Annotated in this window: 12 protein-coding genes; 4 read left to right on the top strand and 8 right to left on the bottom strand. The window is 72.6% G+C overall.

What is annotated here, in order from left to right; genetic code table 11:
- Positions 1–2: 2 nt before the first annotated feature.
- Positions 3–2,093: an acetate--CoA ligase family protein gene (locus ACF09J_RS23755; RefSeq protein WP_392307443.1), complete on the bottom strand. Its 2,091-nt coding sequence runs from the start codon at positions 2,091–2,093 to the stop codon at positions 3–5.
- Positions 2,090–3,085 (bottom strand): SDR family oxidoreductase, encoded by a 996-nt coding sequence (locus tag ACF09J_RS23750; protein WP_392307442.1) that lies wholly within the window; start codon positions 3,083–3,085, stop codon positions 2,090–2,092. Before ACF09J_RS23750 ends, ACF09J_RS23755 begins: the two co-directional genes overlap by 4 nt.
- A 233-nt stretch (positions 3,086–3,318) precedes the next feature.
- Between ACF09J_RS23750 and ACF09J_RS23745 the strand changes: the two genes are divergently transcribed.
- Positions 3,319–4,203 carry a TetR family transcriptional regulator C-terminal domain-containing protein gene (locus ACF09J_RS23745; RefSeq protein WP_392307441.1) on the top strand — a complete coding sequence of 295 codons (885 nt, stop codon included), beginning with the start codon at positions 3,319–3,321 and terminating at the stop codon, positions 4,201–4,203.
- A complete protein-coding gene (locus ACF09J_RS23740; RefSeq protein WP_392307440.1) occupies positions 4,184–4,840 on the top strand; it encodes an NUDIX hydrolase in 657 nt (218 codons plus the stop codon). The genes ACF09J_RS23745 and ACF09J_RS23740 overlap by 20 nt, the downstream gene beginning before the upstream one ends.
- Before the next feature lie 108 nt (positions 4,841–4,948).
- Here the strand turns inward: ACF09J_RS23740 and ACF09J_RS23735 are convergent, their stop codons facing one another.
- Positions 4,949–6,091 carry an acyl-CoA dehydrogenase family protein gene (locus ACF09J_RS23735; protein WP_392307439.1) on the bottom strand — a complete coding sequence of 381 codons (1,143 nt, stop codon included), beginning with the start codon at positions 6,089–6,091 and terminating at the stop codon, positions 4,949–4,951.
- A gap of 223 nt (positions 6,092–6,314) precedes the next feature.
- Here ACF09J_RS23735 and ACF09J_RS23730 point away from each other — a divergent pair, with 223 nt between their 5' ends.
- Positions 6,315–7,496: a CaiB/BaiF CoA transferase family protein gene (locus ACF09J_RS23730; RefSeq protein ID WP_392307438.1), complete on the top strand. Its 1,182-nt coding sequence runs from the start codon at positions 6,315–6,317 to the stop codon at positions 7,494–7,496.
- A 156-nt stretch (positions 7,497–7,652) separates the two neighbouring features.
- The gene (locus ACF09J_RS23725) at positions 7,653–9,077 is read left to right on the top strand and encodes a purine-cytosine permease family protein (protein ID WP_392307437.1); all 1,425 of its coding nucleotides are present in this window, start codon (positions 7,653–7,655) and stop codon (positions 9,075–9,077) included.
- A 102-nt stretch (positions 9,078–9,179) separates the two neighbouring features.
- On the opposite strand, the gene ACF09J_RS23720 is transcribed toward ACF09J_RS23725, so the two are convergent.
- The 5 genes from ACF09J_RS23720 to ACF09J_RS23700 all read right to left on the bottom strand — a co-directional run bounded on the left by ACF09J_RS23720 (position 9,180) and on the right by ACF09J_RS23700 (position 13,646).
- Positions 9,180–10,676, bottom strand: coding sequence for a PucR family transcriptional regulator (locus ACF09J_RS23720; protein WP_392307436.1), 1,497 nt, complete (start codon positions 10,674–10,676; stop codon positions 9,180–9,182).
- Positions 10,677–10,756: 80 nt separating this feature from the next.
- Positions 10,757–10,984, bottom strand: a complete 228-nt coding sequence (locus ACF09J_RS23715) for a LysR substrate-binding domain-containing protein (RefSeq protein WP_392307435.1) — start codon at positions 10,982–10,984, stop codon at positions 10,757–10,759.
- Entirely contained in the window at positions 10,912–11,334 is a 423-nt protein-coding gene (locus ACF09J_RS23710) for an aldehyde dehydrogenase family protein (protein WP_392307434.1), read from the bottom strand. Before ACF09J_RS23710 ends, ACF09J_RS23715 begins: the two co-directional genes overlap by 73 nt.
- Positions 11,288–12,508 (bottom strand): RNA-guided endonuclease InsQ/TnpB family protein, encoded by a 1,221-nt coding sequence (locus ACF09J_RS23705; RefSeq protein ID WP_392307433.1) that lies wholly within the window; start codon positions 12,506–12,508, stop codon positions 11,288–11,290. Before ACF09J_RS23705 ends, ACF09J_RS23710 begins: the two co-directional genes overlap by 47 nt.
- 106 nt (positions 12,509–12,614) lie before the next feature.
- Entirely contained in the window at positions 12,615–13,646 is a 1,032-nt protein-coding gene (locus ACF09J_RS23700; protein WP_392307688.1) for an aldehyde dehydrogenase family protein, read from the bottom strand.
- Between the last annotated feature and the right edge of the window lie 36 nt (positions 13,647–13,682).

Genomic DNA, 13,682 nt, shown 5'->3' with positions numbered 1-13,682 from the left:
GCTCAGGAACCGAGGACGATCCGGGCGTCGAGGCCCAGGCAGCCCTTCGGGGTGACGAGCAGGGGGTTGACCTCCAGCTCGGCGATCTCGGGGTGCGCGGCGGCGACGGCCGTGACCGCCTCGACCGCTCGGGCGGCTGCCGGAAGGTCCACGGCGGACCGGCCGCGTACGCCGCGCAGCAGGGGCGCCGCCGCGAGGCGGGCCAGCAGCTCCTGGGCGTCGGCCGCGGTCACGGGCGCCAGCGCGAGCCGGACGTCGCGCAGCACCTCGGTGAAGACGCCGCCGAGTCCGACGAGCGCGACGGGACCGAAGCGGAGGTCGCGACGGACGCCGACGATGAGTTCCACGCCACCGGCCGTGTCGGCCATGGCCTCGACGCAGAAGCCGGGCGGGTCGAGGCGGCGTGCCATGTCGGCGTGCGCGGTCCGGACCGCGGTCTCGTCCGCGAGGTGGAGCGCGACGCCGCCCGCGTCGGACTTGTGCAGCAGGCCCATGGCCTTCAGGACGACCGGCCCGCCGATCTCCCGGGCGGCGGCGGCCGCCTCGTCCTCGGTACGGACCAGGTGGGCGGCGGGGAAGTCGAGCCCGCCCTCGCGGAGCAGTTCGCGGGCGGTCCAGTAGTCGTCGGCGACGACGGGCACGGCGGGCTCCGGCAGGGCCGGGACCCGCGGGGCGGACCGCTCGGCACGTTCGGCGATCTGCCCGAGGACCCGGGCCGCGTGCTCCACGGAGCCGAAGACGCACACTCCCTGGTCACTGAGCTCCCTGGCGGCGGGCCGCTCCGCGTACATGGTGTGCACGGCGACGGGCTTGCCGCGGGTGCGGATGTGCTCGGCCATCACGCGGGCGGTGGCGGTCTCGGCGTCCGCGAGCGCCTCGCCGTAGCCGCCGTAGCCGCCGAAGTAGCCGGTGACCAGGACGGCGTCGACCTCGTCCGCGCTCAGCGCCAGGTCGAGCACCCGGCCGAAGGAGGTGATGTCCTGCTCCCCCGCCCCGGCGAGGTCGACCGGGTTCGCGGTGCCCGCGGAGGGCGGGAGTTCGGCGGCGATCGCGGAGGTGAGGCGGGCACCGAACTCCGGGACGAGCAGGCCGTGTGCCTCGGCCACGTCGCTGGCGAGCGAGGCGTGGCCGCCGCCGTCGGCGATGACGGCGACCCGGCGGCCGCCGCCGCGGCGGTTGCGGTGCAGGGCGCCGAGCAGGTGGGCGAGTTCGGCGACGGTGGCGACGCGGTCCACGCCCGCGGCCCGGCACGCGGCGTCGATGACGGCGGAGTCGCTGGTCAGCGCTCCGGTGTGGGAGCGTGCGCCCCGCATGGACGCCTGTCCGGCGCCGACGGTGAGCAGTGCGACGGGCTTGCCGGCCCGTACGGCGTCCGCCGCGGCGCGGGCGAAGGCACGGCCGTCCCCGAAGTCCTCGCAGTACAGGGCGATCAGTTCGGTGCCGTCGTGCTCGGTGTAGCCGCGGATGAGGTCGGCGGCGGTGAGGTCGGCCTGGTTGCCCAGGGAGGCGAACCGGGAGAAGCCGAGGCCGTCCCGCTCCAGGTGACGGCCGAGTTCGAGGGCCATGTTGCCGCTCTGGGACACGAATCCGACCGGGCCCGTGGGCATGTCGTTGGACGCCAGGCGCAGTCCGCTGGTGGTGTCGAGCACGCCCAGGCAGTTGGGGCCGAGCAGGACGGCGCCGGCCTGCCTGATGCGCGTGGCCAGGGCCGCCTCGCGCTGCCGGCCCTCGTCGCCGAGTTCGGCGAAGCCGGCGGTGATGCCGACGATCGCGCGGGCACCGGCGGCAAGCGCGTCGTCCACGGCGTCGCCGAACGCGGCGGCGGGCACGGCGATCACGGCGAGGTCCACCCCGCCCGGGGCGTCGACGGCCCGGCGGTGGACGGGGCGGCCCAGCACGGGCTCGCCGCGCCGGTTGACCAGGTGGACCGGGCGCCGCTGGTCGCCGCGCAGCGCCTGGACGGCGATCCAGTTGCCGTACTTGGTCTGGTCGTTGCTGGCGCCGATGACGGCGACCGAGGCGGGATCGAAGAGCGCGGACAGATCCCGGGCGGCGCCGGGCGCGGAGGTGCCTTCGGGGAGCGCGACGGTCACGGGGCCACCTCCGCGGCGTCCGGGGTGTTCGGGGAGCGGTGGGCGGCGGGCGAATCCGGGGCGTGGGGCGAGAGTGCCGGATCTGGCGTGCCGGGTCCGTCGGCCGTACCGGCCGCGTCGGACGTGTGCGGTGAGTCGGGCGTGTCCGGGGAACCGGGCGCGTGCGGCGAGCCGGGTGTGTGCGGCGTGTGGGTCAGCAGGGCCGGTGCCGGGTGGCCGGTGCCCCAGGCGTCGGTGCCGCCGTCCACGACGATCGTCGTTCCGGTGACGTACGAGCCGCCGGGCGAGGCGAGGAAGGACACGAGCCCGGACACTTCCTCGGGGCGTCCCAGCCGGCCGAGCGGCACGGCCCGTTCCCAGGTGCGGCGGTCCTCCTCGCCGTACGCGTCCTCCATCCCCTCGGTGGCGATGGTGCCGGGGGCGACGCACACGGTGCGGATGCCGTAGCGGCTCCACTCCAGGGACAGTCCGGCGGTGAGGTTCTCCAGGGCCGCGCGGGCGGAGGTGGCATGGACCATGCCGGGGATGCCGCGCCGCGGGGAGAACGCGATGAAGAACACGACACCGGAGCGGTTCGGGATCATCGAGCGGACCGCGACCTCCCGGGTCATGGCCCAGCCGGCGTCGACGGCCAGATCGTGCACCGCACGCCAGCCTCTGGGGGTGATCTCCTCGGCGGGGGCGGTGAACTGGCCGCCGGCGTTGTTGACGAGCACGTCGATGCGGCCGAATGCCTCGAGGGCGGCGTCCACGACCCGGGTGACCGCGCCCTCCTCACGGATGTTGGCGGGTACGGCCAGACAGGTGCCGCCGGCCGCCTCGATCCGGGCGCGTACGTCCTCCAGCGGGCCGCTGCGGCGGCCGCAGATCACGATCCGCGCCCCGCAGGCGGCGAAGTCGGCGGCGACGGCCCGGCCGATACCGGTGCCCCCGCCCGTGATGAGCACGACTTTGCCGTCGTGTACATCAGGGCGCAGTGGTGTCGTCCCCACAGTGCTCTCTTTCGTGCCGGGCCTGGCTTCCGGACCGCGGCCGGAACCTGGCGTTGGGACATCGACTGACTGATGCGCCGGTTGGCGATTGCCCTCACTTTGAGACGCCCCGAAAGGCGCTGTCAATAGGTTCGCTGCCTGGGGTTTTCATCAACCGGAACAGCTTCGGGCCATCACCCGCACACACCAGGGGTGTTGCGATTTGAGCAATCTCCCGGATAGGGTCCTGCAGCATGGGAGAAACAGCTCAACGCGTGCGTCAGGTGATCGAGGCGGTCGCGGACACCCACCGGGATTTCGCCGTGCGCATCGGTCTGGAGCCGTCCAAGCTCTCCAAGTCGCTCCGGGGAAACCGCCGGTTCACGCCCGAGGAGTTGGCGGCCGTCGCCACGACGGGCGGCGTCAGCGTCGACTGGCTGATGCACGGCCGGGGTACGGGACCGGCTCCGGCGGCCGAGCGGCCGGCGGAACCGGTGCGGGAGAGCGGCGAAGCAGAGCAGGCGGGCGATGAGCGCAGACGCAACGAGTTCCTGGACGCGGCCTGGAAACTCATCTCGGAGCAGGGGTACCACGCCGTTCGGATCGCGGACATCGCCCGCGCCTGCGGAACCAGCAGCGGCGCCGTGCACTACTACTTCCCCACGAAGCAGGACCTGCTCAGCGCTGCGCTGCTGCACTGCGTCGAGAGCGCCTTCGACCGGCAGAGTGTCGAGCTGCGGTCCGTGGACAGCGCCCACGAACGCCTGCTGAAGCTCATCGACATGCAGCTGCCCGCACCGGGCCGGATCCGGAACGAGTGGCTGGTATGGCTGCAGTTCTGGGCGGAGACGGCACTGCGCCCCGAACTTCGCCCCATCCACAACGACTTCTACGCCCGCTGGCGGGAGGCCGTGGTCCGGATCATCCGGCGAGGACAGCGCCAGGGGCAGTTCCGCGCCGACGCCGACGCCGAGCAGTTGGCACTGGGTATCACCGCGCTCACCGACGGCCTGGCCATCCAGGTGCTCACCGGGGCGCCGCAGGTCACCGCCGAGCGGATGCGCGGAGTGCTGCTGGACTTCATCGAGCGCGAACTCCTCGCGCCCACAGGGGGATCCCATGAACCTGCCGACGCCTGACGAGTCCGCGGCCACCGCGCCGGTCACTCACCTGGGCGGGGTCGCCGACCTGATACGGGCCAACCTGGCCGCGTTCGAGCGGCGCGAGGCAACCGCGCCCCAGGCCACCCGGCGCGCCGGCGTGTGCCTCACCGTCCTCCCCCGCCGCGGTGAGGCCCACGTCCTGTTGATCAAGAGGGCGCCCCGGGGCCGCAACGCCGGCCAGTGGGCCCTGCCCGGCGGCCGGCTGGACGACGGGGAGACCCCGGTGGCCGCGGCGCTGCGGGAACTGGCCGAGGAGACGGGGATCCCGGCTGAACCCCGCGACGTGGCCGGGCTGCTCGACGACTTCGTCACCGACTCCGGCTTCGTCATCACCCCGGTCGTCGTGATCCCCCGGGCACCGGTGACTCCCGCACGCGACCGGCGCGAGGTCCACTCCCTGCACCCCATCCCCCTGCGCAGGCTCACCGACCCGGACATCCTCCGCTGGCGCACCGCCGACGACGGCCGGCCGCTCCTCCAACTGCCGTTGCGCCGGGGGATGGTGGTCCACCCGCCCACCGGCGCGCTGCTCTGGCAGTTCCGCGAGGTCGCCCTGCTGGGCCGCCCGACGCGCGTGGCCGACCTGGCCCAGCCCGTCTTCACCCGCACATGAGCCAACCCCCGGTCCGGCCCGGTGCGTTCGCCCACTCGGGGGCTCGGCGCGGCGCCGAGCCCGAGGCCGGCGTCCTCCCGCCGCGAATCCGTGCCGGACCGGTGTCGGCTACGGCAGGTTGCGGGCCACCACGATCCGCTGGATCTGGTTGGTCCCCTCGTAGATCTGAGTGATCTTCGCATCGCGCATCATGCGCTCGGCGGGGAAGTCCTTGGTGTAGCCGTAGCCGCCGAGCAGTTGCACCGCGTCGGTCGTCACCGCCATGGCGGTGTCGGAGGCGAGGCACTTGGCGGCCGCGCCGAAGTACGTCAGCTCGGACGAGCCGGCGGAGCTGCGGGCCGCGGCGGCGTAGACCATCTGCCGTGCCGACTCCACCTTCATCGCCATGTCGGCCAGCATGAACTGGACACCCTGGAAGTCGGCGATGGCCTTGCCGAACTGCCGGCGTTCCCGCACATGGCCGACCGCGTGGTCGAGGGCGCCCTGCGCGATGCCGAGCGCCTGGGCGCCGACCGAGACCCTGGTGTGGTCCAGGGTCGCCAGCGCCAGCCGGAGCCCCCTGCCACGTTCGCCGAGCAGGCGGTCGCCGGGAATCCGGCAGCCGTCGAAGTACACCTCGCGGGTGACCGAGCCCTTCAGCCCCATCTTCCGTTCGGGCTCGCCGTAGCCGATACCGGCGTCGTCCGCGTGCACGACGAACGCCGAGATGCCGCGGGAGCCCGCGTCGGGGTCGGTGACCGCGAAGACGATGAGGTACTTGGCCACACCGGCCGAGGTGATCCAGGTCTTGACGCCGTCCAGGATCCAGCCGTCCCCGTCGGCCCTCGCACGGCAGCGCATCGCGGCGACGTCGCTGCCCGCCTCCCGCTCGCTGATGGCGTACGCCATCAGCGCCTCTCCCGAGGCCACTTCGGGCAGGTACCGCCGCCGCTGCTCCTCCGTGCCGGCCAGCAGCAGCGGTACCACCCCGAGCTTGTTGGACGTCTGGATGGTGGACGAGGACGCGCAGACACGGGCGACCTCCTCGACCGCGATGGCCGCGGCCAGGGCGTCGACACCGTCGCCGTCGTACTCCTCCGGGATGCCGGGTGCGTGCAGCCCGGCGGCCACCAGCGTGTCGTAGTTCTCGTGCGGGAACCCACCCCGCGCGTCGACCTCCGCCGCCCGGGGCCCCAGTTCGTTCTCGGCGACGGCGCGCGCCGCCGCGCGGAACTCGTCATACATCGGGGGCAGCAGGAACGGCGTCGTCATGGAGTGCTCCTCGGTCGGAGAGTCGGAGAGTGGAGAGCCGGAGTGCGGATCGGGTACGGGCCCGGCTCCATTGCGGCGCAGGCCCGCCCACCAGGCCAACGTGCGCGCGCACGGCGATTCGGCAGTTCTTCGTGCAGCCGCACATCGACTCCCCGAAGGCTCCGCGCTTACGTTCCGCATGCCGCGGTGCCATGCGGCCGCCCCGACCGAAAGGCGTGAAGCCATGACTGTTCTGCACGGCCTGCGCGTGCTCGACCTGAGCCGGGTGCTGGCCGGCCCGTACTGCACGGCCCTGCTGGCTGACCTCGGTGCCGACGTGGTCAAGGTCGAACCGCCCGGCGGTGACGACGCCCGGCGCCTCGGGCCGTTCCGGAAGGGCGAGAGCGTGTACTTCGCCCAGCTCAACCGCGGCAAGCGCAGCATCGTCCTCGATCTGAAGGACCCCGGCGACCACGCACTGCTCCTGCGGCTGGCCGAGCAGGCCGACGTCTTCGTCGAGAACTACCGTCCCGGGGTCGCCCGGCGGCTCGGCATCGACCACGCCACGCTCCGCGCGGCCAACCCGCGACTGGTCTACGCGAGCATCTCCGGCTTCGGGCAGAGCGGCCCGATGCGGGAGCACCCCGCCTACGACCTGATCGTCCAGGCCATGTCCGGTCTGATGGCCGGCACCGGCACTCCCGACGGGCCGCCCACCAGGGTCGGCGAGTCGGTCGGAGACCTGGTGGCCGGACTGTTCGCCTCGTGGGCCATCAACGCCGCGCTGTTCGACCGGGAGCGCAACGGTCGGGGCCGGTACATCGACGTGGCCATGCTCGACTCCCTGGTGTCGCTCCAGGTCACCGCGATGAGTCTGCTCACCGCGACCGGACACCTGCCCGGCCGGGTCGGCAACCGGCATCCGGTCTCCACCCCGTTCGACACCTATCGGACCGCCGACGGCCTGGTGGCGATCGCGGTCGCGGGCGAGGCGGTGTTCGCTCGGTTCGCCCGGATGGTGGGGCAACCGGACATGCCGTCGGACCCGCGGTTCAGTGACGACGCCGCCCGGGCGCACCACATCGAGCTCGTACGGGAGATCACCGAGCGGTGGTCCGCCGGCCTGACCACGGAGCAGGCCCTGAAGTCGGCGCGGGCGGCAGGGGTTCCGGCCGCCCCGATCTGGGACCTGACCGAGGCGGTGGACAGCGAGCAGATCCGCGGGCGGGGGCTCGTCGGCGACTTCGACCACCCCGTGCTGGGCCGCACGCCGTATCTGCGCCAGCCGGCACAGTTCGGGCCGGACGGGGCGGGCACCGAGTCCTCGGTTCGCGGGACGGCGGCTCCGAGCCCGGCTCTGGGCGAGCACGGCGACGCAGTCGTCGAGCAATGGCTCCACGAGAGCGGGGACCGGAGCCGTCGGTGAGCCCGGCGGCCACCGGCCGCAGGCTCGGGCCTCGCCACCCGGTCCAGGCAATCCTCAGCCCATATTTTGCGCCAGAGTATTGACCTCTCATTCATCCAATCCCATCCTGAATGACCCTATGCACTTCAGAATGGGTCTGTGGAAGAGGGCATATCTATGACAGGCGTGGTCGAACAACGCTCGATCGATGTCGTCCCCGACGCCGAACGGCACGGCAGCGCGTTCAGCCAGTTCACTCTCTGGCTGGGCGCCAACCTCCAGATCACCGCGGTCGTCACCGGCGCGCTCGCCGTCGTCTTCGGCGCGGACGCCTTCTGGTCGATCATCGGTCTGCTGCTCGGCAACCTGCTGGGCGGTGCGGTGATGGCCCTGCACTCCGCCCAGGGGCCCCGCCTGGGCCTCCCGCAGATGATCTCCAGCCGGGCCCAGTTCGGCGTCCGCGGAGCCGTCGTCCCGCTGGCCCTGGTCATCGTGATGTACGTCGGCTTCTTCGCCAGCGGCAGCGTGCTCGCCGGGCAGGCGGTCGGACAGCTCACCCACCTCGGCGACACCGCCGGCATCGTGATCTTCGCCCTCGTCACCGCGGTCACCACGCTCGTCGGCTACCGGCTCATCCACACCCTGGGGCGGTTGGCCAGCATCGTGTGCGCCCTCGCCTTCGTCTACCTCGGCATCCGCCTCCTGGAGCACGCCGACCTGAGCACCCTCCTCGCCGACCGCTCCTTCGACCTGCCGCTGTTCCTTCTCGCCGTCTCCCTCTCCGCCTCCTGGCAGCTCGCCTTCGGCCCCTACGTCGCCGACTACTCCCGCTACCTGCCCCGCTCCACCTCGCCCCGCGCCACCTTCTGGTGGACCCTCGGCGGCTCGGCCCTCGGCTCCCAGTGGTCCATGACGTTCGGCGCGCTCGCGGCGGCCGCGGCCGGCAACGCCTTCGTCGACAACCAGGTCGGCTACATCGTCGGCCTGGGCGGCGCGGGCCTCGCGGCCTCGTTCCTGTATTTCGTCATCGCCCTGGGCAAGCTGACGGTGAACGTGCTCAACACCTACGGCGGTTTCATGTCGGTGGTCACCGGCATCAGCGGCTTCCGTGGGCAGCGCGCGCTGTCCACACGCGGCCGCGCCGCCTACATCGCCGGGATCATGATCGCGGGAACCGCGGTCGCCCTTCTGGGCAAGGACAGCTTCCTGTCCTCCTTCAAGGACTTCCTGCTCTTCCTGCTCACGGCCTTCACCCCGTGGTCGGCGATCAACCTGGTGGACTACTACCTGATCGCCAAGGAGCGCTACGACCTGCCCGCCCTGAGCGACCCGCACGGCCGCTACGGCGCCTGGCGCGTCAAGGCTCTCGTCGTCTACGGCATCGGCCTCCTGGTCCAACTGCCGTTCCTGGCCACCAGCTTCTACACCGGCCCGCTGGTGAAGCCGCTCGGCGGCACGGACATCTCCTGGATCGTCGGCCTGGCCGTACCGGCCTTCCTCTATTGGCTCGCGGCCCGCCGGGACACCGCCCACGTACCGGACCGCATGATCCTCACCGCCGAGCCGGGGACGAGGACCGGCTCCCCCTCCCCCACCCCCTGACGGCGGCGGAGGCGGGCCGAGCGCCGGTGCGGACGAGCGGTCGTCCGCACCGGCGCCAGGTCCCCGCTCTCCCGGGCCGTCATGGCGGCGTGGGGCACCCGTTCACTGCCCGGGTGGTACGCCGGCGGGGTCGGCCTCCAGCGCCAGGAGGGCGAGCCACAGCTCCGTGCGGTCGGCCAGACGGTCGAGATCACGTCCGGTGAGCTGCTCGATCAGCCGCAGCCGGTAGCGCAGGCTGTTGCGGTGGAGGGTCAGCTCCCGGGCGGTCGCAGCGGGCACACAGTCGTGGGCGAGGTACGTCCGCAGCGTGGTGACGAGCTCGGCCCGGTGCGCCTCGTCGTGCCGCAGCAGCGGCGCGAGCACGGCATGGCCCAGTTCCCGAAGCGGCAGGTCCAGATTGCCCATCAGCAGGCCGGCGATGCTCAGCGGCGCCGCCCGGTGCACCCCGGGCCCCGCCTGCGCCGCCTGACGCGCCTCGAAGTAGCCGAGCCGCAGCCCGGTCACGCCGCGTCGCGGTTCGCCCACGCCGACGCGGACCCCCGGGTCCAGCACGGTCAGGTGGTCCGCGACGGTGCGGGCGGCGGCCCCGGCATCGACGCCGTCGGGCACGATCACCATCACGGTGTCCTCGATCAGGGCGGTGGGCAGCCGGTCGCCCTCCCGTTCCAGGAGCGGCCCCAGTGTCCAGGGCAGGCTGCGCAATCGCCCGGGGGCGCCGCCGACCCGGGCGACCACGACCACGTGCGGCCCTTCCACCGCGAGGCCGTACGCACCCAGCCGGCGGCGAGCGTCCGCGTCGGAGACCGTGCGATGCAGGACGTCCTCGAGGAGCTGGCCCAGCAGCTCCCGCCGGCCGTTGAGCACGGCCTGGTGACGAGCCACCTCGAGGCCGAGGATGCTCGTGGCGAACGACAGCACGTCCTGGCGTGCCGTGCCCGTCCGGGTGCGCAGCCACGCGACCGGCACGCCGTCCACCACGATCGGCACGGACGTCCCCCCGTCGTCCGCCGCCCCCTCGTCCGCACCGGCCTGCGGCCACGCGGACGACGAGGGGTGGCGCGCCAGCACGCGCCCGCCGTGCTCGACCACGGCCACCGGCCCTGCCCCCAGCTCGCGGTGCAGCCGCCGCAGCAGCCCGCGCAGCCCGTGACCGGACAGCAGCTCGCGGACCAGCTGGTCCTGGAGGACGACGGCCGATCGCACCGCGTCGTAGCGCTCCGCGAAGATCCGGTCGGCCACCCAGCGGCTGATCTGCGCGAAGGGCACCTCGACGGGTGAGCCCAGGAGGGCCAGACCGACCCGCTCGGCGGTCTCGACAACGACGGGCGGCACATCCTGGTGCACCAGGCCGGTGCCGAAGCAGACCGCGGCCACCGGAAGCTCAGCCAGCCGGCCGAGCAGCCGGATCCAGTCGGCGTCGTCCCGGTCCAGCATGCCCGTCGTCATCACCAGTTCGTCACCGCGCAGGAACGCCGTCGGGTCCGGCAGTTCCGTTGTGGACACCCAGCCGATCCGCCGGTCCTCGTCGTGGCAGTGGCTGCTCAGCGCTCGCAGCCGCAGGGCGGGTTCGCTGAGGAGGTCGGGAACCGAGACGGGCACACGACGATTGTGCACCAGCACGAAACGGCCCGTGCGGGCCGGGCCACGTCGGCTTCGGCCAGCGTTCGGGGAGCCACGGTTCAGGGCGTCAGGGACTCCGGAAGTTCGCGCGGCCACTGGCCGACCGAGCGCAGCAGTTCGATGAACGCGCGCTCCGCCGGGGACAGCAGGCGGTCCCTGCGGCGGACGAGGTTGACGGGCCGGGAGCGCGGGGCCGGGTCGACCGGCAGGACGGTCAGGGTCCCGGCGCGTACGTCGTCCACCACGGCATGCTCGGAGATGAGGGCGAGTCCGAGGCCTGCCGCCACGCACTGCTTGACCGCCTCGGGGAGCCGGGCCGGAAACAGTGAGGAGCCCCGGCGGGAACTTCCCGACGGGGCTCCTCACGGTCCCGCCCCTCCGGGGCACTCATTCCGTATTTCACCGAGTTCGCGATCCGTATCGCGTCGTCGAACCCGTCCGCGTCGACGACGGCCAGCACCGGGCCGAAGACCTCCTCCTGGGCCAGCTCGCTGTTCCACGGGACGTCCCGGATCACCGTCGGCTGCACTTGACTTGCTCCTCGGGCTGAAGCCCGAGGATTCTGGCCTTCCGCTCCGGTGTCTGTGCCGCTATGCGGCGCTGGCTCCGGTGCGGATTCCGTGGCTTCCTGCTTCACCGCGCTGTGCCGGAATACGTTCCGGTCTTACCTGCGCTCCACAGGCTGTCACCGCCAGTCCGGCGGCCTTGATGTTGATGGCGGCGTTGTTATCCCGGTCGTGAACCGTGCCGCAGGCGGTGCAGGTCCATTCCCGCACGTTGAGGGGTTTGGGGCCGTCGCGGTGGCCGCAGGCGGAGCACACCTGGCTGGTGGGCTCGAACCGTCCGACCTTGACGAAGGTGCGCCCGTACCGGGCGGCCTTGTAGGCGAGCATGGTCACGAACTGGGACCAGCCCGCGTCGTGGATGCTCTTGGCCAGCCGGGTGCGCGCCAGACCGCCCACCGCCAGGTCCTCCACCGCGACCGCTTGGTTCTCACGGATCACTTTCGTGGACAACTGGTGGTGGAACTCGCGGCGCGCGTCGGCCACCCGCGCGTGGGCGCGGGCCACCTTCAGGCGGGCCTTGGCCTGGTTCTTCGAGCCCGTCTGCTTACGGGACAGCTCCCGCTGCGCCTTCTTCAGTTTCTTCTCCGCCCGGCGCAGGAACCGTGGGGAGTCGATCTTCGTGCCGTCGGACAGGACCGCGAAGTGGGTGAGTCCGAGGTCGATACCCACCGTCCGGTGGGTGTCGGGCATGCGGGCCGCGTCGGCGGCCGGGTCGGTGTCGACGACGAAGGAGGCGAAGTACCGCCCGGCAGCGTCCTTCATCACGGTCACCGAGGACGGGACGGCAGGAAGAGACCGTGACCATTTCACCCGCACCTCGCCGATCTTCGGCAGGTTCAGCCGCCCCGTGGCGGTGATCTTCCAGCGGGCGTTCGCGGTGAACCGGATCGCCTGCCTGGCATCCTTGCGCGACTTGAACCGCGGCGCGCCCACCTTCGGGCCCTTGCGTCGGCCCTTCAGGGAGGTGAAGAAGTTGCGGTAGGCGGTCTCGACGTCCCGCAGTGCCTGCTGCAGCACCACCGCGGACACCTCGCCCAGCCAGTGCCGCTCACTAGTCTTCTTCGCCTCGGTGAGAAGCGTCTTCGACAGCACCGCCGCGGTGGGAAACGGCTGGCCTGCCACCCGGGCCCGTTCCCGCGCCGCGACCGCGTCGTTGTACACCACCCGCGCGCACCCGAACGCCCGGGCCAGCGCGATGCGCTGACCGGGTGTCGGGTCGAGACGGAAGGCGTACCGAAGCTGCACGATCCGGACGCTAGCACCGGTCACCGACAGTCCGGGGCGGATCAGCCGAATGCAGCTCCGCTGGAACGATCCGGCAACGCTCCGCGTCGCGACCCCCGGATTCGCTTCACCACCCGCGTGAACGCCGGTGCACTGGGAATGAAGGCCGGTAGCATCCCCGGGGCAGGTCCGCCCGTTCGCCGGGGCCGCCGCCGCAGAGCACCTTGCCGCCGTCGCGCTGGGCCCCCGCGATCGCCGACAGGGCCGCGTCCCTGCGTACCGTGTTGACCACCGGGCACACCTGGGAGGCCGGGTCGTCACCCGGGCCCACGCGCAGCCCGGCGACCCGTGGCACCAGCCGCTCGAGGAACTCCTCCCGCACTCGTACGTCCACCACCGCGCGGCTCGTCGCGCTGCACCGCTGTCCGGCCTGCCCGAACGCGCCGTGCACGACGGCGTCCACGGCCCGGTCCAGGTCGGCGTCGTCGCAGACCACGACCGCGTTCTTGCCGCCGAGCTCCAGCTGGGTGCGCAGCAGGCGGTGCGCGCCGCCGGTCTGGATGGCGGTGCCCACGGCGAGCGAGCCGGTGAAACTGATGCCCGCCACGGCCGGATTGGCGACCAGCGCCTCGCCGGCCGCGACATCGCCCTGCACCAGGTTGAGCACCCCGTCCGGGACTCCGGCCTGCTGGAACACCTCCACCAGCAGGGCCGCGGTGAGCGGGGTCAGCGGCGAGGGCTTCAGCACCGCCGTGCACCCGGACAGCAGCGCCGGCGCGACCTTCCACATCGGGATCGCCAGAGGGAAGTTCCACGGCGAGACCAGACCCACCACGCCGATCGGACGGCGGAAGGTGTAGGCGAACGTGCGGTCGTCCTCCGCGGGCGCCGTGACGCCGCCGAGCAGCCTCGCCTGCCCGGCCGTGAAGTCGAGTACGGCCCGCGCCCGGGCCACCTCACCGCGTGCCTCGGCCAGCAGCTTGCCCTGCTCGCGGGTAATGACGGCGGCGAACTCCTCGCCCCGTTCGGTGAGCAGTGTCCCGGCCCGTGCGAGAAACTCGGCTCGCCGGACCGGCCCGAGTCCACGCCAGCCGGGCAGCGCGGCCGTGGGGGGGGGGGGCGCCCCGGCCCCCCCCCCCCCCCCCCACTCCGCCAACACCCCCAACCCGGCACAGGCGTCGGCCGGGGGGGTGTT

Origin of the sequence: Streptomyces sp. NPDC014889 (assembly GCF_043081205.1) — a bacterium.
Classification (GTDB): Bacteria; Actinomycetota; Actinomycetes; order Streptomycetales; family Streptomycetaceae; genus Streptomyces.
This window is presented reverse-complemented; position numbering and strand designations above follow the sequence as displayed.